Below are 19,131 nucleotides of genomic sequence, written 5' to 3'. Positions count from 1 at the left end.
TCTGCCTTGCCTTCCACGGTAAGCCAGATACTTTTTTCTTTTCTGCCTTACCTCTCGCGGTAAGCCAGATACTTTTTTCTTCTCTGCCTTACCTCCCGCGATAAGCCAGATACTTTTTTCTTCTCTGCCTTACCTCCCGCGGTAAGCCAGATACTTTTTTCTTTTCTGCCTTACCTTCCACGGTAAGCCAGAGAGCTTTTTCTATTCTGGTGTTGGGTGCAAATACCAGAGGCTGGCGGGAGGTACCTGCGGGAACTTCTGTCAGATGGACAAACGGTCCACAATGCGTTTTTTGACCGGTCATTCATTCCATAAAGATTAAGCATTTTCAGGACACCGACACCCTGTACATCCAACTTCGGTCCGTTGAAGTCGCCGAAACGCGAGATCTGGACGAGAACACGCTGCCCGATCTTGATGGTGAGGGACAGTTATGCGGCATCACAATCGAACATGCCAGTCAGCGAGTCGACATCCCGGACTTTTCCTTCGAACAAGTGCCTGCCTGAAGCGAACCATGGGCTGAATATGCAGCAGATACCAAACTCCCCGCCTGACTCAGGCGGGGAGTTTGATGGAATTTACTAACCGCCCCGTCGGCGCCGGCTAAGCCGCTTTATCGATTTTCGCGGCGAGGATGAAATCGCTTTCGGTGAGGCCATCGATCTTGTGCGTCCAGATCTTCACGCCGACCTTCCCCCAGGTGAGAACGATGTCCGGATGATGGGCCTGCTCCTCGGCAATCGCTCCCACTTTGTTCGTGAAGTCCAAAGCGGTTTTGAAATCCGGAAACTTGAACTCTCGTTCGACGTGGTGATTGTTCACCACGTTCCAGTCCTTCACTTCAGCAGCCAGCGGACGGATCTGTTCGGCGGTGAGGGGAGGAACACCACCACGGCATGGTACGCATGTCTTTTCCGAGAGTCCCATAAGAAAACCTCCAATTATCAGCTTAGAACAACATCGCGACGGCAACTGAAATAATCATCGCGGCCGAGATGACGACTTTCAAAATCATCCCGGCCATCCGCCCGGCCAGCGTACCCCAGCCCGCGCGTAGAGCCTCCGCCCAGTTCTTCCGGAGATAGAGCTCATGCACGACAACGATGGCGAAGGCGCCTGCGAATCCACCGGCAATCGGACCGAGAGGCCCGAGCACAACCGCCAGCGGACCGCCGATCATCAGCGCTCCCGCAATCCCGCCAACGAACGACAACCAGATCGAAGAAGTGGAAGCGCCATAGCGCCGCGCGCCGATCGCGCTGAGCCAGTGATCGGCAGTTTCGGCCACGAGCGTCATGACGCACAGCACGACGAACAGCGGGATGCCGATGCCCGCATTGAAATGCGTCACGAGCGCGTAAATCAAGATTGCGCTCAGGATGATGATCGTGCCGGGCAAACCGAACGGAATCGAGAGCAGGCCGAAGATCATCCCTGCGAAAAGCAGGACGTGTTCGCTAACGCTTATCCACGACAACCACGCCGCCTTTGAGGACGACTCTGGCCTTCAACCAATTCCAATAGCCCTCCATCGGGTTGCCGTCCAGAATGACAATGTCCGCCAGTTTGCCCGGTTCCAGCGTGCCGAGCTGGTCGCCCATCTGAATATAGGATGCGGTGTTGGGCCCCATGAGCTTGACGATGTCCTGCATCGAGAACATCACGTTATAGGTCTTCAACTCGTGTTCCAGTCCTGCCAGCGCATCGTAGCCGGAATCCGTGCAGTAGCCGAGCATCCCGCCCGCATCCCAGATCGTTCTTGAATTGACTTCAGTGAAGCCGGCTTCCTGACCGACTGCAACGCCGTCCACCTTGTCGGCGCCGCTGATCGACTCGGGCCAGGGCTTTCCGTCGCGGAAGCGCGGCTTGTCGTCCTGCTCGAAGACTCCGAAGATAGGAGCGCCGAAGCCGATCGTTGCCAGTATCTTCGTCCCGCTGGCCGCCAGCTTTTCAGCGTTGGCGTGCGACACCCAGTCTTTGTTCGGAACATGCACGAGCAGCCGGACGCCGGCATCGATCGCAGCCATCATGGCGGGCGTGCTGACGGCATGGACCTGAATCAGCACGCCGTCTTTCTTTCCCTCATCGACGACGGCTTTAAGAACTTCGATCTCCTGCGCGCTGGGCCCCGGTTCGGGAGTCAATGAGATTTCGCCGGTAAACTTGACGCCCAACTCCGCCATCTTTTTCACCTGTTCGCGAGCCATTTCCGGAGTGTTGTTGGCAAGTCTCACGGAACCCGATGGAATAATGCGTGGACCATTGATCACTCCCTTCTCGATGTGATCGCGAAGCGTGATGTTGCCTTCGGCCGGGCCGCCGCCGGACAGGATCGTCGTGTAACCGGCTTCGAGCAGCGCCTGCATCTGCGCCTTTTCATTGGGACCCGTGTTGATGTGCTTGTGCGCATCGATGAAACCGGGCATCGCGCTCATGCCCTTCGCGTCGATCGTCTTGCCACTGACAGAGGACGGCGCTCCCGCACTGACCGAAACGATTTTTCCGCCGCGCACAACGATCGATCCGCGGTCGATAACGTTGCCGTTACCGACAACGATCCGGGCATTGGTGATGGTGAGATCCTGCGCGGACAAAGGCGTAAGCGCGCCGAGCGTCAGACCGATAATCATCGTCAGGGCAATTCGTCTCATTCGTTTCTCCTCCGGGTCAGTGGACTTTATACCAGCGCGAATCCAAGGTCAAAAGAACGCGTATGATATACAGACCGCAATGCTGGACGACACCCTTTCCGCACGAATTCAACAGGAGGTCGCTTCCTGGCCGGACGTCACCGTCGAAGGCCATCGCGGTGGGATTATTTTCTTCCGGGTCCACAGCCGCGAAATCGGCCATCTGCATGAAAACCGCTTCGCCGATTTGCCCTTTCCCGTGCGGATACGCGAGAAGCTCGTAGCGTCGGGCAAGGCCTGCCTGCACTACCTGCACCCGCAGTCGGGATGGGTCACGCGCTACTTCCAGCGCGAAGAGGATGCCGAAGATATTATCGAGCTCTTCCGGATGAACTACATCCGGCCGTGGCTGTCGCGCAAAGGGGAGAATTCGTGAAGCACATGAAGTGGTGGGGCTGGGGCGAAGAAGGCGTCTCCTTCCACCACGAAGACAAGCCGTCTTTAACAGCGTTCGTCAAATATGTCCAATGTCAAAATGGGACGTTTGACATTGGACATTGAGAAATCCTAGTTCGCCATTCTCGGCTCGCCGTTGGGATTGGATTTCAAGGCATCGAACAGCTGGCCGAAGAAATTCGCGTTGAATGCCCAGGGAGCCTTCAGATTCGGACTGACCAGATCGTCCTGCTTGACCTGCGAGGCGAGGGTCTCCTTCGTGGCGCCGGCCTTGACGGCATCCTTCACACGCGTCATGAACGTGTCCCAGGTCTTCTGGTATGCCTGCACCTCGGCTCTGGTCAGAAGCGGGCCGCGGCCGGCGATGGCCTGATCGAAGTCCAGCTTCAGGACTTTGTCGAGTATTCCGGGCACCTGGACGGCGTTGGCGCCGCTGATACCGGGGCTTGCGTTCGCAAAGTTGACCAGGTCGGAAAGCATCACGAACTTCTTCGTCTTGAAGTAGACGATCGTGTCCGCATCGGTGTGGGCCGAACCGAAATAGTGCGCTTCGACTTCGGCGCCGCCGAATTTCAGATCATAGTCTTTGTCGAACAGGACTGACGGCTTGCCCGGCGTGCTGTTGAGGTTCCCGGCCTCCCAGACTTCCTTCAGGTGCTTGAGACCGACGACCGTCGCGCCATGATCGATGAAATATTGATTGTGAGAAATGTGATCGCCGTGGGGATGGGTGTTGAAGACGTATTTGACCGGCATGGGCGAAATCGCTTTGATCTGCCCGATGAAGGCGGTCTCGATGTCCTCGCCCGGATTTTTGGTGTCTCCCAGAATCAGTCCTTCCGGAGTAACCTCGACGACAGAATTGGCCCCGCCGTCGGCGATGTACCAGAGATCCGGCTTGATCTGCATCGCCTGTTTGACGGGATCCGCAGCATTGCCGCGGCCACCACGGCCCTGAGCGTTTGCAGGAACACCGGCAAATGCCACCTGCATCGCCGCAATAACCAACAGGCTGACAATTCGTTTTCGCATGATCGACCTCTCTATCAGAAATGAGGCCTGATTCTAACACGCGGAGGCCGGTCATCGACCGCGCCTACAGTTACTTCTTGTCGGGTGTGGCCGGGATGCTCGGCGGAACCGGCGGAGCCGGCGCAACGCCATTCCGTATGACCCTTCCGTTATTCAGGTGAATCCCGAACGCGTTATTGTTCTTCGGCAGCTTCTCCCACTGATCCGGTGTCAGCACCTGACGGATTGCGAGCAGCATCCGGGCGTTGGTCTTTTCCAGTTCGGCGCGGGCGTTGGCGACATCGTCGATCTGAGCCAGGATCTTCCCCTCGTCACCGGCGTGGATATTCTCGACCAGCGGCTCCAGCAACAGTTCCGCTTTTTCGAGTGTGGCCGTGAGGTCGATCAGTTTGATCCGGTTCTGGCGAAACGCGTCGTCCATTTTTTTCTGCTGATCCGGCGTCAGGCCCAGCATCTGAATCCAGCGGGCCTCGCGCCACCATGTCCCCTGAAGCCCGGTCTGGAGTGCGGCGGTCGGCTCATTTCTCGCCGAAGCGATACCAAACGACGTCTGAAGCTGGGCCAGTTGCGTCGTCAATCTCCCGTTCAGATCGTCGATCGATTGCGCAAAAGCCGGCTCGAACGGTGACTGCGCACAAACAGGAACCGTCGCCGCGAGTACTATCCATCCAATAATGATCACCAGTCGTTTCATCGTTCTCCCTCGTTTTTCCCGCTTGCAGCAGACGCCAGCGCCGTCAACGGTTGTAGCGATACCGGCACAGTCTGTGAAAGATGGGCGTTCACTCTCTCCAGCAATTCGGCGTCGAGCGCGGATTCCCGCATGGCTTCCGCTTCATGCTGCTGTTCGATCGACTTCCTGTAAATGGGAACCACAGTCACAACAAGTACCAGCGCTGCCGCGGCCAGCAGACGCAAATGCCGCACAGCAGCCCGGTGAGACGCGCGACCCAGGCCGGCGATACTCGGAACCACGCCGGCGCGCTCGCGATCGGCCCAATCCACGGCGGAATTCCGGAATTCCGAGAAGGCGTGCCGGACGGCGTCCAGTTCGGCGGTACATTGAGCGCAACCGAGCAAGTGATTTTCTTCTTCCGAAGTCTTCTCGCCGATCAGCCAGCTGGATATTTGTTCTGAAGTTAAATGGTTGTTCATACGGTTATCCTCAGTCTTTTCCGCACGGCGTGCACTGCTCGAAACAGATGCACTTTGACGGCGCTCTCGCTGATGCCCATCACTTCGGCGATTTCGAGCATTTCCATTCCTTCCACGAACCGCAGGAGGAATGCTGTCCGCTGCTTCGGCGATACGCTTTCGGCCGCCGTCCAGATCGCCCGGACGTTTTCCTGAAGCATGACGTTCGCTTCGGGAGACCTGCCGGAGTCCGGCAGCCAGCTCTCGATGCTCACCGGATCGACCGACGGAGCCCGCCGCCAGAATTGAATCCGGCGGCTTCGCGCGAAGTCTTTTACGACATTGACCGCGATGTGCATCAGCCAGGTGTTGACACTCGAGTCGCCCCGGAAACGCTTCCATCCTTTATATGCCTTCCAGAAGCACTCCTGCGTCAGGTCTTCCGCCACCGGCCTGTCACGAACGGACGCCAGAACGAAACGGAAGACACGTGCCCGGTGAAGTTGCACCACCTCGTCGAAATTGCGCGTTTCGGCCGAAGACGTCTCCATGCTGAGCATGGCCAACCCCGATCTGGCGGCATTCGGTTCCATCCAGCTGAATAGACGCAACCCGGGCGAGCCGGGTTAACAGCAATCTGCTTTTAGTTTTCGCACAATTCTCAGCAGCGAATACATTCGATGGTTGGATCCAAAACCTGCAGATCATCCGGATCGCTCGTCACGACGCGGGCGCGGAGGTGGCGTGCGAGCAGGACGACGCTCGCATCTACCACGTCATCTTGACGGCTCTGCCCGCAAACCACACCTGCTGCCTGAGCCTCGGCCCGATCGAGTGCCCGCACTACCACAAGGTTCGATCCCAGCAGGCGGGCGAGGCGTGCCTGTGTACGGCCGTCCCTCCAGACTTGAGCTACGACGCCAGCAGGCACATGCAGCGTGCGGCCGTGCTGGTATGCCAACTCAACCAACGTCCGGACCTTCTTGTCATTCCGCTCGAAGGCAATCAACGCGCCGCTGTCGAGCACGACTTCCGGGGGGCCTACAGGCCGAGAACGGCGCGTGCCCACGCTTCATCCTGGACGGTTGGCGGACCGTTCTCGGCCTTCATCTCCGCCAGCAACGCAGCGATGTCCTCCCGTTGAGCCTTCTCCTCAATCGCCGCGTCCACCCAGGCGCTCAATGATCGCGCCTTGCCCCGCTTCACCTGTCTTTCCGCTTTGGCGAGGAGTTCTTTACGGACCGTCACGGTAACTCGCGCTTTATGCATACAAATATCATACTTTGAATTTCACAGATCTATGCGTAATTCGCACAATCGGGTGCGAGAGGATCGTAATTCCAGCTCGACGGGTTTGCCATCAGGTTGTAGATTGCACTTGAGCGTATGGAGAATCCGAAGCCGTCATCATCTCTCGAAATGCTTGCCCGTTTCGTCTCTCATTTCAAGAAGGCGATCCGGCAGGAGATGGATTCCATGCGCGAGTGAAGGGGTTCCTTTGAGGTGGCTCTCATCGATGGCGAGGCGAGTGAGCCCGGACAAGCTGGCAAGGTTGTACGGATAGGCCGGAGCGATGGCCCTGCCTTTGGCACCGCCCAGCACGATGTCGTCAGCCGTCTCAGCATGGTTCATCAGAAGGCGCTGGAAACCCTGTCGTCCGCGGCGGCGCCCTTCCAAGAAAGCCTGTTTGGCGGAGACAGGCCGAGAAGCATGCTCCGAACATCACGGGCATTTTCACTCTGCAACGAAGGTTTACAAGCCGCGATGAACCCGGGGCCGCTTTAGTTTCTGTAAATTGAATTTTCCGGGGTTGCATTTCACAGGAAATTTGCGAAACTTTCCCCACGCATTTCCGTAAAGTGCATGATGGAGGTCCCGACTTGAAGACCATAACCACGCAGATTCTGTTACTTACCGCGCTTTCCGGATTGGCATACGGCCAAACTCCGGAAAAGCCCCCCTCTTTTGAGGCAGCGGACGTTCATTCGAGTCCAAAGAATCCGAATCCGAACGTGCAGTCGCTGGGCGGATTCGCGCGTGGTGGACGGTACCAGTTCAAGAACGCGACCATGCTGGATCTCATTTCGAATGCTTACGGGATTGACGCAGAAAAAGTGACCGGCGGCCCGTTCTGGCTGGAAACGGATCGGTTCGATATCCTCGCCAAAGCGCCCACCTCGGTCACGCCGGCGAATACCAAGCTGATGCTGCGTTCGTTACTGGCCGATCGCTTCAAGCTGGTCAGCCATAACGAAGATAAGCCTATGAATGCGTGGACGATGACAGCGGTAACGGCGGGAAAACCGGGTCCTCAGATGAAAGAAGCGAAGGGCGGACCGACCAATTGCAACGGGCAGCCGGGAACTGCACCGAACACGACGCTCGTTTGCACAAACGTCAGTATGGCCGTTTTAGCCCAGATCGTGCGGCAGATGGAGCCGGGCACTTACGACAGTCCAGTTGGCGACATGACGGGTATCGAAGGAAATTGGGATTTACAGATCACGTGGACCAATATCGGCGCCATTGCCGCGGCGGGCAAAGACGCCATTCCCGTCAAGGAAGCCTTCGAGAAGCAGCTTGGAATCAAACTGGAACAGCAGAAACGCGCCGTGGCCACAATGGTTGTGGACAGTGTGACCCGCAAACCGACCGACAATGTTGCGGGAATCGAAAAACTGGTGCCGGTGGTGGCCACCGAATTCGAGGTCGCGGAATTCAAACCGTCTGCGCCGAACAGCCCGGTGCGCGGCGGCCTCCAGCCCGGCGGAAGGATTGATCTGCAGGGACTCACGCTCAAACAACTGATGCTGGTTTCCCTGGGTCTCGCTGGTCCGAACAATCAGGGGGCCGGCAACGCCGCGGATTTACTCTCAGGACCGAAGTTCCTGGAAACCGATAAATACGATATCGTCGCCAAGGCGCCTTCCGATGTTGCCTTGTCCGGCACGGACGTCGATGCGGATACGATCCTCGCCATGCTGCGAACGCTGTTGATCGACCGCTTCAAAATCAAGTACCACATCGAGGACCAGCCCATTAATGTGTACGCCCTGACTCTCCAGAAGAAAGATGCACGCCTCAAGCAAGCCGATCCCAACAGCAGATCCACCTGTAAACGCACTGTTGCGGCCAACTCGTTCGGGATTCCTACGGCCACACTCACATGTCAGAACACTACACTCGCCCAGCTCGCCGACAAATTACCAGCGATGGCGCCGGCCTATGTGGATCATCCCGCAGTCGATGCCTCGGGCCTCGAAGGGGGCTTTGACTTCGCGCTTTCCTGGACGCCGCGCGCGAACTTCGAGGGTGGGCAGCGTGGACAAGGGCCGGCAGGCGCAGGCGCATCCGAGCCGAACGGCGCACTTAGTCTGTTCGAAGGCGTTCAACGGTTGGGCCTGAAGCTTGATGTCAAGAAACAGCCTTATCCCGTCCTCGTGATCGATCACATGGAAACCAAGCCGACCGAGAACTAATAATTGCGGCCTGGGAGGAAATACCATGTTCAGGATCGCCTCGAATCGCCTGTTGCTTCTCGTCTTCGCGATTGCGCTTGCCATGACGCCGGCGCGATTGTTTGCGGAGACCAACTACTGCTCATTGATTACGCCGCAAGAGGCGGCCACCGAACTCCACGCAGCAAGTACAGTCGCGAAAGGCGACAACGCGCCGGCATCAGTGGCGGGATCGCCGGTCCAGCTTCAAAGCTGTACCTTCACCACCCTGGCGCCATCCCGTACACGCTGAGGATCAGTTTCCGGATTGCGCCGGCCGCTGCCGTCGCTCACCAGGCCTTCCAGAGCGAGAAACAAATGCTCGACGGCATACACAAGGTAAGCGCTATAAGCGGGATCGGCGACGAAGCAGTCTGGGATCCGAACGGCCAGTCGATCTTATTCTGCAAACATACAGCCTGCGCCCTGATCCAGGGCGGCGCGGATCCGTTCAAGTACAAAGACAGCTCGGACCTGCTCCGCGCGTTTGCCACGAGACTGGCCACGAAAATGCCGTAGCAGGTTCAAGCTGATTCTCCCGCATTAGTGAGGCTTCCAGGCTCCGCCGCTCTATTCGGGTATCGAGTTAGGTTCCAGACAAAGGGCAGCCGCCCCTTTCACGCTATAATTAAGGATATGAAAGTCGTTATCCGCCATTGCCGCATTTGAGCGTCCTATGGTCCTCGCGCTGCTCGGGTAGCGGCGTTACTTAAGAATGAACTCGGCATCGACGCTGAGACGGTCTTCGGGAAAACGGGCGAGTTCACCGTTTGGGTCGGGGATCAACTGGTCGCTCAAAAGGGCTGGATCCGATTCCCCAGCGATCAGAAGGTACTCGAAGCCGTCCGCTCGGCGATCCGCTGACATTCTCATGTTCCCTCTTCAAAAACTCGTCAGCGGCGGACAGACCGGGGCCGACAGGGGAGCGCTGCTGGCGGCGCGCGAGATCGGAATCGCGACCGGAGGATTCGCGCCGCGTGGATGGCTTACCGAAAACGGACCTCAAGAGGCGCTGCTGCGGAGTTTTGGGCTGATGGAATGCGGGAGCGAAGGATACGCGGCCCGCACCAGGGAAAACATCGCGCGGTCGGATGGGACACTCCTGATCGGGCCGTACCAGAACGGCGGCAGCAGGCTTACATATAATGTGGCGGTGCAGATGAACAAGCCCCTGTTTCTGGTCGGCTATCCCGATCACCAAGCCGATGCGGCTGCCTTCGGGCAGTGGCTGGCTCATCACCATATTCAAATACTCAATGTCGCCGGTAATCGTGAATCGCAGAGCCCGGGCATAGCCGGATTCACGCGGAGCTTTCTCCTCGCCGCCATTTGCGGCTAGACTTTGGCTGGTGCAGTGGCAGCTCTTCGGCTCGACGTTCGCATTGATCTTCATCTCAGAACTTCCGGACAAAACGTCATTTGCAACTCTGCTTCTCGCCTCACGCGCGAATCCGCTCGCGGTTTTCCTGGGAGCAGCCGGCGCTTTTGTCGTGCAGAGTCTGGTCGCCGTCACATTCGGGCGGCTCTTGAGCGCGCTTCCCCAGAGAGTCGTTCACATCGGCGCCGGTCTGGTCTTTCTCGTTCTTGCGGTTCTCATGTGGCGGCGCGATGCGACGGATGAAGACGCCGGGATCACACGCCGCGACGGATTTCTGAAATCCGCCGGGTCGGCATTTGTGGTGATCTTCCTCGCGGAATGGGGCGACCTCACGCAGCTCGCCACGGCGACACTGGCGGCTCAGTATGCAGCGCCGGTCACCATCTTCATCTCGGCGACACTGGCGCTGTGGACTGTCACCGGCATTGGCGCTCTCGCCGGGCATTTCGCCGGACGCCGTCTGCAGCCGAAATTCCTGCAACGGCTGGCAGCGATTGTCTTCGCTGGCGCCGGGATCGTGCTTCTGATCCGAGCTTAAATACTGATTTCCTTCGTGTTGTGCCGGCGGAGATACCAGCACGGCGAGTAGCCCAGGTGCGGAAAGATCGAGTTCGCGCAGGTCTGATTTTCCGGATCGACGTAATAGAACTCTGTTTTTCCGTTCTTCAGGCCGACTGTGTAGTAACGCCGGACACTGACCGTTCCGAGGGACTGTCCGCTCGCGCGGAACGTCACGTAGTCGGCGAGGAAGGCAACAATAATCAGAAGAGGAACAATCCAAAGCGCCCGTTTCGCGTAACGCAACAAGGCCGCCGTAACCGCTGCTGTACGCTGCGCCGCGCTGTCCATCTGCCTGTCGATCTCCCGCCGCGTCTCCGGAGAAAGCCGGTCCATATCTGATATCCTACCCTTATGTCTGATGATAAACGGAATCGCATACCTCTGGAGGAGCAACTCGCCGAACTCGTCGCTCAAATCAACGACCTGATTCACAAACTGGAGACCGCCGCCGGAAAAGAAGCTGAAACGCTCCGCCCGAAATTGAAGGCCGCGCAGGAGCGGCTCGAGGAACTGAAAAAGACCAGCGCCGAAGCCTGGGAGGATCTGAAACCAGGTATCGAAAAGGCTTGGGACGAACTGCAGAGATCCTTCACGCAGGCGGCCACACGATTCAAATCACGCCCGAAGCCGTAGAGCGACCGGACTGCTATAATCCGCCCAGCCATGACGACCCAGACCATCGACCGGGACGCCGTCCAGGCCCTTTCGGTCCCTTCAAAAAGCAGGACATTCGCGGACTCTGTCCTCACCTGGGGAATCATTGCGGGCGCCGCGGCGGCCGCGCATCTTGTTGATCGCGCCTATGCTTACCTGCTGGCGATCATAATTATCGGCGGCCGCCAGAATGCGCTGGCGACACTGGCGCACGAGGGCTGGCACGGCCTGCTTTTCCGGTCCCGCCGCGCGAACCATGCGATTGCGGCATGGTTTTACGCCTACCCCCTCGGCATCCTTTATTATCACGACCGCGAACGCCACCTCCGGCATCATCGGGAGGTCGGCCACGACTATGATCCGGATTGGATCAATTACACCAGCCGCGATCGCGAAACTCCCGCCCGGCTGCTGGCGTACCTGGCGTCGTTGCTTTTCGGCCGGCTGCTGTTCTCGACGCTTCTCAGCGTGGCGAAGCGAGGACGGCCGCGCATCACAATCGAGTCGGCAAATGTTCCGTCCGAACTCTGGCGTGTAGCCGTGTCTCAGGGCGTGCTGTTCGGTGCGATGACGGCGGCGACCGGCCAATGGTGGGTTTATCCCCTGCTCTGGCTGCTGCCGCTGGCGACCTTCGCCGGCTTTTTTGCCAATTTCCGCGCGCTGATCGAGCATGTCGTTGTTTGCGATGACGCCACGCCGGAAGACCGCCTGCGCGACATTCACGCCGGACCACTCGAGCGATTCTTCGTGGCGCCGTCTCACTTCAACTACCATGCGCTTCACCACGCGCATCCCTCCGTTCCTCATTACAATCTGCCGCGCGGTAAGGAGGCCTATCTCCAGCGCTTCGGGCTGTATCCCTTCACCGTCCGCCCTGGCTATACCAACGCTTTTTTCGCCCATTTGCGGCAACTGCGTCCGCAAGCATGACGACGATGCCGCTCGAGATCACCGGACGCACTCCCCGGCCTCTGGTGACGGTGACGTGCGAGTACTGCGGCTCGTCCGACAGCAAAACTTTGACCGGCCCGCTGACCGATTGCGAACTTGCAGACGAACTGCCTCTCGCGTTTCGCGGACTGACTTTTACATTCGTCCAATGCCTGCACTGCGGATTGGTTTATCTTCGGGAACGCCCGGATCCCGGCGACGTGAGCTGCTACTATCCCGAAACCTACAAGTGTTTTCAAAGTTACGACGAGCGCGGACTCATCATGAAAAAGCTGGCGCAGGGTGTGGCGCGGCGAAAGCTTCAGGAGATTGCGCGATTCATGCCGGCCGGAAACCGGACGCTTCTGGACTACGGCTGCGGCAGCGGAACGTGGTTGTCGTTGCTCCAGGACCTGGGCTGCAACTACAGGATGATCGGAACGGACATCACGGCGGGACCGCTCCAGGAATTGAGGCCGCGCGGTATTGAGGCGTATGCCTGCGACGAGAAAACGATCGGGAAGCATGTCGCGGCGGCCAGCGTCGGCGTCGTGCATCTGTTCCATGTGATCGAACACGTCGCGGATGCGAGCGCGGTATTGGAATCCATTCGACAGATTCTCGTGCCGGGCGGCGTGTTGATCGGGCAGACGCCGAACGTCGATTCGCTGGGACGCCGCGTGTGGGGCGACCTCTGGAATCAGTGGCACGCGCCGCAACACTTCGTGCTGTTTTCGGATCGCACGCTGCGGAGACATGCGGAGAAGGCCGGTTTCGAGGTGGTGAAGATTGCGAGCTCGATCTCCGGCGCGACGCAGTGGGCGCTTTCGTTTCTGCACCTGTGGGCGAACTGGCGAGGCCGGCAGTTTCATCATATTCATGAACCGCTGTACCCGCCGCTGATCATCGCCGCCATGCCGGTGGCGGTGGTGGAGGCGATGTTTTCGAGAACCTGTCACATGGATTTTGTGTTGCGGAAGCGCGGGTAGGATGAAGTCAAGGTGGGCAACAATTCCCCGCCTTTCAAAGGCGGGGTGGCTGCGCATTAAAAAAATGGTCCCGTTCCTTAGCGGCGCAGACGGGGCGGTTAGTAACTTCCATCAACAAATAACGTGCGCTTCGCGGTTCGTTACCAACCACCCCGCCCTCGCGTTCTAACGATTTGATCGCTCGGGCACCCCGCCTTGAAAAGGCGGGGAATGTCCCTTATTCGCAAACACCGCAAACCCGAACCTTTCCGGATCCAGCGGATCGGCGTAACCGTATGAGTACACCGGTTTGTAATTCCGGTTGATGAACTCCAGCAGCATCTGCCCATGCTCGGGCGAATCCCCGAACCGGCCGACCCCGAATTCCCGCATATCCCGCGAAATCACGACAATCCGGTCCGGCGGCGCGGCATTCAGCCGATGCATGATGTCTTCATTGCGGCCGTCCGCCAGAACAAATGGCGCAAAAAAGAAATACGGAATCGAATTTGGTATCCGCGTCAGGTAGTTGAGCATCACGCCTTCGGGCAGAACCAGCAGCGAGTGGACGCTATTGTCGATCGCATCTTTTTCCAGATACGCGCGCGCCTGTTCGACGAGCAGACCGGAAGCATCGGCATTCTGATCGAACCCGTAAAAGCGGTCCGGTCCGTTCCCGATCTGCAGCGTGTGATAGGAATAGAAGAAGTTGGAATTCGATACCGCCGCACCGATGGTTCCAGCGATCAGAACCGTCACCAGCGCCTGATGCCATCGCATCGCGCCGCCGTCGAGTTTAAAGAACACCGGCACTGCCGCGATCAGGATCGCGACGCCGACAGAGCCGGCAAGAGCGGCCTGCACAAACCCGTAGTGAAAAATTCGCGGGCTCAAGGCCATGCGGGCAAGCATGGCTGCCGCCGCCGTCCACAAAAGAAGTCTCGCGATGGCGCGATCATCGACGAGCTTCGCAGAACGTATTCTGATCATTTCAATCAGAAGACCAGCCAGCAAGATCAGGGGCAGCGCATAACCGGCATTGATCCACGAAACCCGCGTCGCCGCCGCTCCGGCTGCCAACACAGCAGCAACGACAACGACCTTGTGCAGCACGGTCCCTCTCTTGAATAGCCCGATACCCCACGCCAGCGCGCCCGCGAGAAGAACGGCTCCGCCGCCCCACAGAACCTCCAGAGCGAGGTTCTGCCACGGATGGTCGAGGCCGAGAGCGGCGAGTTGAAACGGGTCCTTCGTCAGGACGGCTGCCTTCAGAACATTCAACCACGCCGTGTTTGTAAACCGCAGCGCGTCGACCGGCGGCACACCACCGCGCCACCAGAAGAGCGCTCCCGACACGATTTCCGGCACGAGCGCGCCGGCAACAAAAACTCCCGCCAGCCGGACCCAGGCGCGCCAGCGCGGCGCGCGAAACTCCCGAACCACCATCAGCAATGCCGCCGTTGCCGTCACCGCGGCTGCGGCAAAGATGATTTCCGGTTTGAGCAGCAGCGACATCCCGGCAAGCAATCCCGCTCCTGCGGTCGCGATCGAATCCGCCCGAAGCACGACGCGGCGCAGCGCTAGAACCAGCGCCAGCAGCAGCAAGGTTCCGTGCGTCATCTCATGCGAGTACGGCGTCAGGAAGTTGTAGTTGTCGATGCTCACGAGATGCGAAAACGAAAACACACCGACGAAAAATGCGGATGATGCGAACGCCGCCCAGCGTCCCCAACTCAAACGGACGGTGTAGTACAGAAGACCCAGAATCGCGGCGTATATGACGACGTTAGCCACCACCAGCGTCGCCAACCCGACGCCGCCGATGCGAAAGAACAAACTGTTCAAATAGGGCGACAACGGTCCATACAGATGCAGATCATCTTTGAAGAGAACCGCGCCCTGGGTGATACGCCACGGCAGGTACAGTTCGCGGCCGAAATCGATGATGGGGTCCGGCCACTTGTCCCACGAGTTATAAGCCAGCGCGATTGCCAGTCCGGCCAGCACGGCAAGGTTCCCCACGTCCGGCCAGAAACCGGCGGCGCGAGGCGTCTTAACCCTTGCGGGACGCTCGATTACCGCTGCCGGACGCTTGTTTCGCTTGGCCATGAAATTCGGCATTTTACATTGCTTTACCGAGGCGGTTTTGGGTAATCTGCGTCCGTCAACCCCTGAAAGGACGCTGCGATGACTGTGTCTACAGGTGAAACACTTCGGGTATTACTGGTTAAACCCTATCAGCCAACGCACATGCGGATCGCTTCGCCGCCGCTGGGTCTGCTTTATCTGGCCTCGACGCTGCGGCAGATGTTCAGCGACAAGGTCGAGATCCGTCTGATCGACCTGCTTGTCGATCGATTGCGCTATTTCGATGCCCGCGAGGTGATGAAAGAGTTTCGTCCGCACGTGGTTGGCCTGTCGGCGTTGAATTGGGAAGCGGAAGAATCGGGACGCTTCGCGTTGATGACGCAGAACGAATTCCCGGGAACCATTGTTGCGCTCGGCGGCCCTTTCGCCCACCGCAACACGAGGAAGATCTGCGCCACCGGTGTCTTCGACTGGATTTTCGACGGCGAAGCCGACTGGTCCTTCCCGCTTGCATGCAAGCGCTGGTTCTTTGAAGACCAGACGATGGACGATATCGTCGGCCTGACCTGGCGCCCCGCTCCCGGCGAGAATTACACGAATAACGCCGACATTTTGAACCTGGGTGGAAAGAAGCCTGCCGGCGTTGTTGAAGACGTCGACGCGATACCGCTGCCGGCCTGGGACCTGATCGATTTCGACAAATACGCCAAAGTCCGGAATTTCATGTCGCTGCTGAAAGGCAAACGATACGCAACGATCTTCACGTCGCGCGGCTGTCCGTACCTGTGCACGTATTGCCACGATATCTTCGGCAAGAGATTCCGGTTCCGTTCACCGGAAAACGTTGCAGCCGAGGTCCAGATGCTGCAAAGCATGGGCGTCGACGAACTGCAGATTGTCGACGACATCTTCAACATGAATCCTCCGCGAATGAAGGCCGTGTGCCGGGCCATCGAGCCCTTCAAAATGCACATCACGTTTCCCAACGGCCTTCGCTTCGACATCCTCGACGAAGAAGGCTGCGAGGCTCTGACGCGCGCCGGAACGTATGCGGCGTGTGTTGCGATCGAAACGGTAACGCCCCGCTTGCAGGAACTGATCAAGAAACACCTGCGCGCCGACAAAGCGAATCAGGGCATCCACTGGATGTCCCAGCGCGGCGTCCTGGTACGCGGTTTCTTCATGCTGGGCTTCCCTTCGGAGTCGATGGAGGAAATCAAGGCCACCATCGATTACGCGGTGAGCGGCGAAATCAGCCAGGCGTATTTCTTCAACGTCGTGCCCCAGCCGGGCACTCCGCTTTACGATCTCGCGCTCCAGGAAGACGCCGCGGCGCTTGAATCCCAGACGTTGACGGAATACAACACCAAACAGTCGTGGTACAGCCGCGCCTACGGCGTCGACATGGAAAAGGTCCGAAAAAACGCATACATCCGCTTTTTCGTTCTAAGCCCGCGCCGCTGTCTCCGGCTGATCCGGCTAATGCCCTGGAAAAACCTCGTCATGGAATTTCGCGATTTCGTCCGCTTCTTCCTGTGGAGGAAGAGACGCGAATTCGAAGCGCTTCCCGAGGACCTTGTGCCGTTGTCCCGGCTTTATGCCGCTGATGACAAAGGCTTGAGCAGCGCCGAAACACAACGCAAACAAAGCCAGCCGCGATTCGTGGGCGCCAATTAGCCGCCGCAAAGCGGCGGCAGGGGGTCGCTCACACACCATATTGAAATCGGGCTAAAATCCCTCCTATGGAAGAGATCCTCTCGCCGGCCGAAATCAAGCTTTACCGGAAGCCTGTGGCCTGGCGGCAGTTTGTGGATTTCGGATTGGTCTGGCTGCAGATTCTCGCGGGAATCTGTCTGTTCGTCTGGTCGCCCGGTATCGTCACTTATCTCATCGCGGCGCTGCTCATCGCGGGCGGACAGCATGGCCTCGGGCTGGTGGCGCACGAGTTCATTCATTCCAACGTCGTGCCGGGGAACCGCCGGCTCAATGATTTTCTCGGCACCTGGCTCTTCTCCGCGCCCGGCGGCATTCCCTTCACGTTGTTCCGGCAACGGCACTTCCTGCATCACCGCTTCTACAGCACGGATGAAGATACGAAAACGATTTACCGGAGAGACATCCGCGGCATCCGGCTGTGGGGCGAAATCTTCAAAAAGCTGACGATGCTCGAATACTTCGACCATATATCCGCCGTGCTGCACTACATGAAAGAGGAATCGGCCGCGCAGGAAGCCTCCGGACCAGATCTGCTCGAAATGCTGCCTCCGCTGCTCATCACTCAAGCTCTCATTTTTGCCGCGCTTTGGCAGATCCATCCCCTGGCCTATTTCTTCCTGTGGCTCGCGCCTCTGTTGACGCTTCAGATGCTCTTCCTCAACTTCCGGGCGATCACCGAACACCAGCCTCCGCAGTCGATCGGCGGCGATCCGGATTCTCCGTACTTCCTGGGAACCAGGGGCCCATTTGTCCGCACCGTGGGAACGAATCTGTTCGACCGGCTGTTTCTCTGCAAGATCCATTTCGGCTATCACGTTGAACACCACCTGTGGCCGCAGATCAACTATCAATATCTTCCCGTCGTGCACCGGAGACTGGTGGATCACGAGGTCTTTTCCGACCCGCGATTCGGCCTCGAACGTTCCTTTACGAGCAACATCCTGAAGCTCGCACATCAGCGCGTTGATGATGCGGCGTGGTACGCGCGGCCCGCAGCGCACGGCATCGCGAAGACAGATGTTCCTCACTGTCCCTTGTGCGACTCGACCCGGAAGCGGCCGCTTTATAAGGTGCAGGAACACGAGTATTACAACACGACGAACGATACCTTCAACCTGGTGGAATGCCTCGAATGCAGCGCCTGGTACCTCGATCCCCGCCCTGCTGATGCGGAGCTCGGCACGATTTATCCGCCGAACTATTACTCGAATATTCTCGAAGCGAGTTCCGCCGTCAACGTTGAGGAAGCGAAGAAAGGCATCTTTCACCACCTCAGTCTGTGGCTGTTCAAGCAGCGCATCCGCCCGATCGAGAAACATTTGAAGCTGACGCCGGAGACGCGCTGGCTCGATATCGGCTGCGGCTTCGGAATGGCTCTCGAATCCATGTATCAGGTCCACGGCATCCGCGGCGTGGGCGTGGATATGTCGGCGCGGGCGGTGGCGATTTGCCGCCAGCGCGGATTTGAGGCGCATGCTGTCCGGATTGAAGAGTTCACGCCATCTGCGGATATGAAGTTCCATTTCATCCACAGTTCCCATCTGATCGAGCATGTCGGCTCTCCGTTGTCCTATTTGAAGAAGATCTATGACCTGCTCGAACCGGGCGGCATCACGGTCTTCATCACGCCGAACACGCAAACCTGGGAATCGCGTCTTTTCGGACGGCATTGGGGCGGCCTGCACGTACCGCGTCACTGGGTGCTGTTCAATTCAGAGAGCGCGACTCGCGCCGCGAAGCGGGCCGGCTTCGAACACCTCGAAACCTCTTTCTCGACCAACAGCCAGTTCTGGATCTGGACTCTGCATTCGCTGTTCATAGGATTTCTGCCGCGCCGGGTTTGCGATGCGCTTTTCCCTTCCGATCATCGCTTCCTGAAATCGGGCGTATGGATGGTGCTGCGCGGCGGATTCTTCACGGCCGTCGACACGCTCAATGTGATGCTGACGGGCCGCTCGTCCAATATGGCTATGATTCTGCGAAAACCGGGGTTAGGGGAATAACCACAAAAAGCACAAAAGGTTTTAGCCGCAGATGACGCGGATGACGCAGATGGGGCGCAAAAACGAAGTCTTGAGGCGCCC

Annotated in this window: 25 protein-coding genes; 12 read left to right on the top strand and 13 right to left on the bottom strand. The window is 58.4% G+C overall.

Going from position 1 to position 19,131, the window contains the following annotated elements:
* Window positions 1–311: 311 nt before the first annotated feature.
* The gene (locus VGK48_19300; protein HEY2383327.1) at window positions 312–509 is read left to right on the top strand and encodes a DUF2283 domain-containing protein; all 198 of its coding nucleotides are present in this window, start codon (window positions 312–314) and stop codon (window positions 507–509) included.
* A gap of 97 nt (window positions 510–606) precedes the next feature.
* Here the strand turns inward: VGK48_19300 and VGK48_19295 are convergent, their stop codons facing one another.
* Genes VGK48_19295 through VGK48_19285 form a run of 3 tightly spaced genes read right to left on the bottom strand, consistent with a single transcriptional unit; the run spans window position 607 to window position 2,654 of the window.
* Complete coding sequence (locus VGK48_19295; GenBank protein HEY2383326.1) at window positions 607–930, bottom strand: 4a-hydroxytetrahydrobiopterin dehydratase; 324 nt, start codon at window positions 928–930, stop codon at window positions 607–609.
* A gap of 22 nt (window positions 931–952) precedes the next feature.
* Window positions 953–1,480, bottom strand: a complete 528-nt coding sequence (locus VGK48_19290) for a DUF456 domain-containing protein (GenBank protein ID HEY2383325.1) — start codon at window positions 1,478–1,480, stop codon at window positions 953–955.
* Window positions 1,461–2,654, bottom strand: a complete 1,194-nt coding sequence (locus VGK48_19285) for an amidohydrolase family protein (protein HEY2383324.1) — start codon at window positions 2,652–2,654, stop codon at window positions 1,461–1,463. Before VGK48_19285 ends, VGK48_19290 begins: the two co-directional genes overlap by 20 nt.
* 79 nt (window positions 2,655–2,733) lie before the next feature.
* Between VGK48_19285 and VGK48_19280 the strand changes: the two genes are divergently transcribed.
* Complete coding sequence (locus VGK48_19280) at window positions 2,734–3,069, top strand: luciferase family protein (GenBank protein HEY2383323.1); 336 nt, start codon at window positions 2,734–2,736, stop codon at window positions 3,067–3,069.
* A 131-nt stretch (window positions 3,070–3,200) separates the two neighbouring features.
* On the opposite strand, the gene VGK48_19275 is transcribed toward VGK48_19280, so the two are convergent.
* From VGK48_19275 to VGK48_19245, 7 genes are all read right to left on the bottom strand, one after another.
* A complete protein-coding gene (locus tag VGK48_19275) occupies window positions 3,201–4,121 on the bottom strand; it encodes an MBL fold metallo-hydrolase (GenBank protein HEY2383322.1) in 921 nt (306 codons plus the stop codon).
* A gap of 70 nt (window positions 4,122–4,191) precedes the next feature.
* Window positions 4,192–4,815: a Spy/CpxP family protein refolding chaperone gene (locus VGK48_19270; GenBank protein ID HEY2383321.1), complete on the bottom strand. Its 624-nt coding sequence runs from the start codon at window positions 4,813–4,815 to the stop codon at window positions 4,192–4,194.
* A complete protein-coding gene (locus VGK48_19265) occupies window positions 4,812–5,276 on the bottom strand; it encodes a hypothetical protein (protein HEY2383320.1) in 465 nt (154 codons plus the stop codon). Before VGK48_19265 ends, VGK48_19270 begins: the two co-directional genes overlap by 4 nt.
* A complete protein-coding gene (locus VGK48_19260) occupies window positions 5,273–5,848 on the bottom strand; it encodes an RNA polymerase sigma factor (GenBank protein HEY2383319.1) in 576 nt (191 codons plus the stop codon). The genes VGK48_19265 and VGK48_19260 overlap by 4 nt, the downstream gene beginning before the upstream one ends.
* A gap of 68 nt (window positions 5,849–5,916) precedes the next feature.
* Window positions 5,917–6,324: a PIN domain nuclease gene (locus VGK48_19255; protein ID HEY2383318.1), complete on the bottom strand. Its 408-nt coding sequence runs from the start codon at window positions 6,322–6,324 to the stop codon at window positions 5,917–5,919.
* A complete protein-coding gene (locus VGK48_19250; GenBank protein HEY2383317.1) occupies window positions 6,297–6,524 on the bottom strand; it encodes a hypothetical protein in 228 nt (75 codons plus the stop codon). Before VGK48_19250 ends, VGK48_19255 begins: the two co-directional genes overlap by 28 nt.
* A 138-nt stretch (window positions 6,525–6,662) precedes the next feature.
* Complete coding sequence (locus VGK48_19245; GenBank protein ID HEY2383316.1) at window positions 6,663–6,887, bottom strand: hypothetical protein; 225 nt, start codon at window positions 6,885–6,887, stop codon at window positions 6,663–6,665.
* A 248-nt stretch (window positions 6,888–7,135) separates the two neighbouring features.
* On the opposite strand from VGK48_19245, the gene VGK48_19240 reads away from it, so the two are divergent.
* The 3 genes from VGK48_19240 (at window position 7,136) to VGK48_19230 (ending at window position 9,271) form a co-directional block, all read left to right on the top strand.
* A complete protein-coding gene (locus VGK48_19240; GenBank protein ID HEY2383315.1) occupies window positions 7,136–8,734 on the top strand; it encodes a TIGR03435 family protein in 1,599 nt (532 codons plus the stop codon).
* Between the two features lie 25 nt (window positions 8,735–8,759).
* Window positions 8,760–9,005, top strand: a complete 246-nt coding sequence (locus tag VGK48_19235; GenBank protein HEY2383314.1) for a hypothetical protein — start codon at window positions 8,760–8,762, stop codon at window positions 9,003–9,005.
* A 65-nt stretch (window positions 9,006–9,070) separates the two neighbouring features.
* Window positions 9,071–9,271, top strand: a complete 201-nt coding sequence (locus VGK48_19230) for a hypothetical protein (GenBank protein HEY2383313.1) — start codon at window positions 9,071–9,073, stop codon at window positions 9,269–9,271.
* Between the two features lie 186 nt (window positions 9,272–9,457).
* Here the strand turns inward: VGK48_19230 and VGK48_19225 are convergent, their stop codons facing one another.
* Window positions 9,458–9,619: a hypothetical protein gene (locus VGK48_19225; GenBank protein HEY2383312.1), complete on the bottom strand. Its 162-nt coding sequence runs from the start codon at window positions 9,617–9,619 to the stop codon at window positions 9,458–9,460.
* 4 nt (window positions 9,620–9,623) lie between these two features.
* On the opposite strand from VGK48_19225, the gene VGK48_19220 reads away from it, so the two are divergent.
* A complete protein-coding gene (locus VGK48_19220) occupies window positions 9,624–10,091 on the top strand; it encodes a putative molybdenum carrier protein (GenBank protein HEY2383311.1) in 468 nt (155 codons plus the stop codon).
* Window positions 10,092–10,101: 10 nt separating this feature from the next.
* Window positions 10,102–10,668 (top strand): TMEM165/GDT1 family protein, encoded by a 567-nt coding sequence (locus VGK48_19215; protein HEY2383310.1) that lies wholly within the window; start codon window positions 10,102–10,104, stop codon window positions 10,666–10,668.
* Here VGK48_19215 and VGK48_19210 read toward each other — a convergent pair.
* Window positions 10,665–11,024: a hypothetical protein gene (locus VGK48_19210; GenBank protein HEY2383309.1), complete on the bottom strand. Its 360-nt coding sequence runs from the start codon at window positions 11,022–11,024 to the stop codon at window positions 10,665–10,667. The genes VGK48_19215 and VGK48_19210 overlap by 4 nt on opposite strands.
* A gap of 18 nt (window positions 11,025–11,042) precedes the next feature.
* Here VGK48_19210 and VGK48_19205 point away from each other — a divergent pair, with 18 nt between their 5' ends.
* The 3 genes from VGK48_19205 to VGK48_19195 are packed head-to-tail and all read left to right on the top strand — an operon-like array spanning window position 11,043 to window position 13,264.
* Window positions 11,043–11,324, top strand: coding sequence for a coiled coil domain-containing protein (locus VGK48_19205; GenBank protein HEY2383308.1), 282 nt, complete (start codon window positions 11,043–11,045; stop codon window positions 11,322–11,324).
* 30 nt (window positions 11,325–11,354) lie between these two features.
* On the top strand, window positions 11,355–12,275 hold the full coding sequence (locus VGK48_19200; GenBank protein HEY2383307.1) for a fatty acid desaturase family protein: 921 nt from the start codon (window positions 11,355–11,357) through the stop codon (window positions 12,273–12,275).
* Complete coding sequence (locus tag VGK48_19195; protein ID HEY2383306.1) at window positions 12,272–13,264, top strand: class I SAM-dependent methyltransferase; 993 nt, start codon at window positions 12,272–12,274, stop codon at window positions 13,262–13,264. The genes VGK48_19200 and VGK48_19195 overlap by 4 nt, the downstream gene beginning before the upstream one ends.
* A 165-nt stretch (window positions 13,265–13,429) precedes the next feature.
* Here the strand turns inward: VGK48_19195 and VGK48_19190 are convergent, their stop codons facing one another.
* Complete coding sequence (locus VGK48_19190) at window positions 13,430–15,364, bottom strand: hypothetical protein (protein HEY2383305.1); 1,935 nt, start codon at window positions 15,362–15,364, stop codon at window positions 13,430–13,432.
* A gap of 129 nt (window positions 15,365–15,493) precedes the next feature.
* On the opposite strand from VGK48_19190, the gene VGK48_19185 reads away from it, so the two are divergent.
* Complete coding sequence (locus VGK48_19185) at window positions 15,494–17,008, top strand: radical SAM protein (protein ID HEY2383304.1); 1,515 nt, start codon at window positions 15,494–15,496, stop codon at window positions 17,006–17,008.
* A gap of 65 nt (window positions 17,009–17,073) precedes the next feature.
* Window positions 17,074–19,050: a fatty acid desaturase gene (locus VGK48_19180; protein HEY2383303.1), complete on the top strand. Its 1,977-nt coding sequence runs from the start codon at window positions 17,074–17,076 to the stop codon at window positions 19,048–19,050.
* Window positions 19,051–19,131: the final 81 nt, after the last annotated feature.

The organism is Terriglobia bacterium (genome assembly GCA_036496425.1).
GTDB lineage: Bacteria > Acidobacteriota > Terriglobia > 20CM-2-55-15 > 20CM-2-55-15 > 20CM-2-55-15.
The sequence above is the reverse complement of the archived record's forward strand: the minus strand, read 5'-3'. Positions and strand labels throughout refer to the sequence as shown.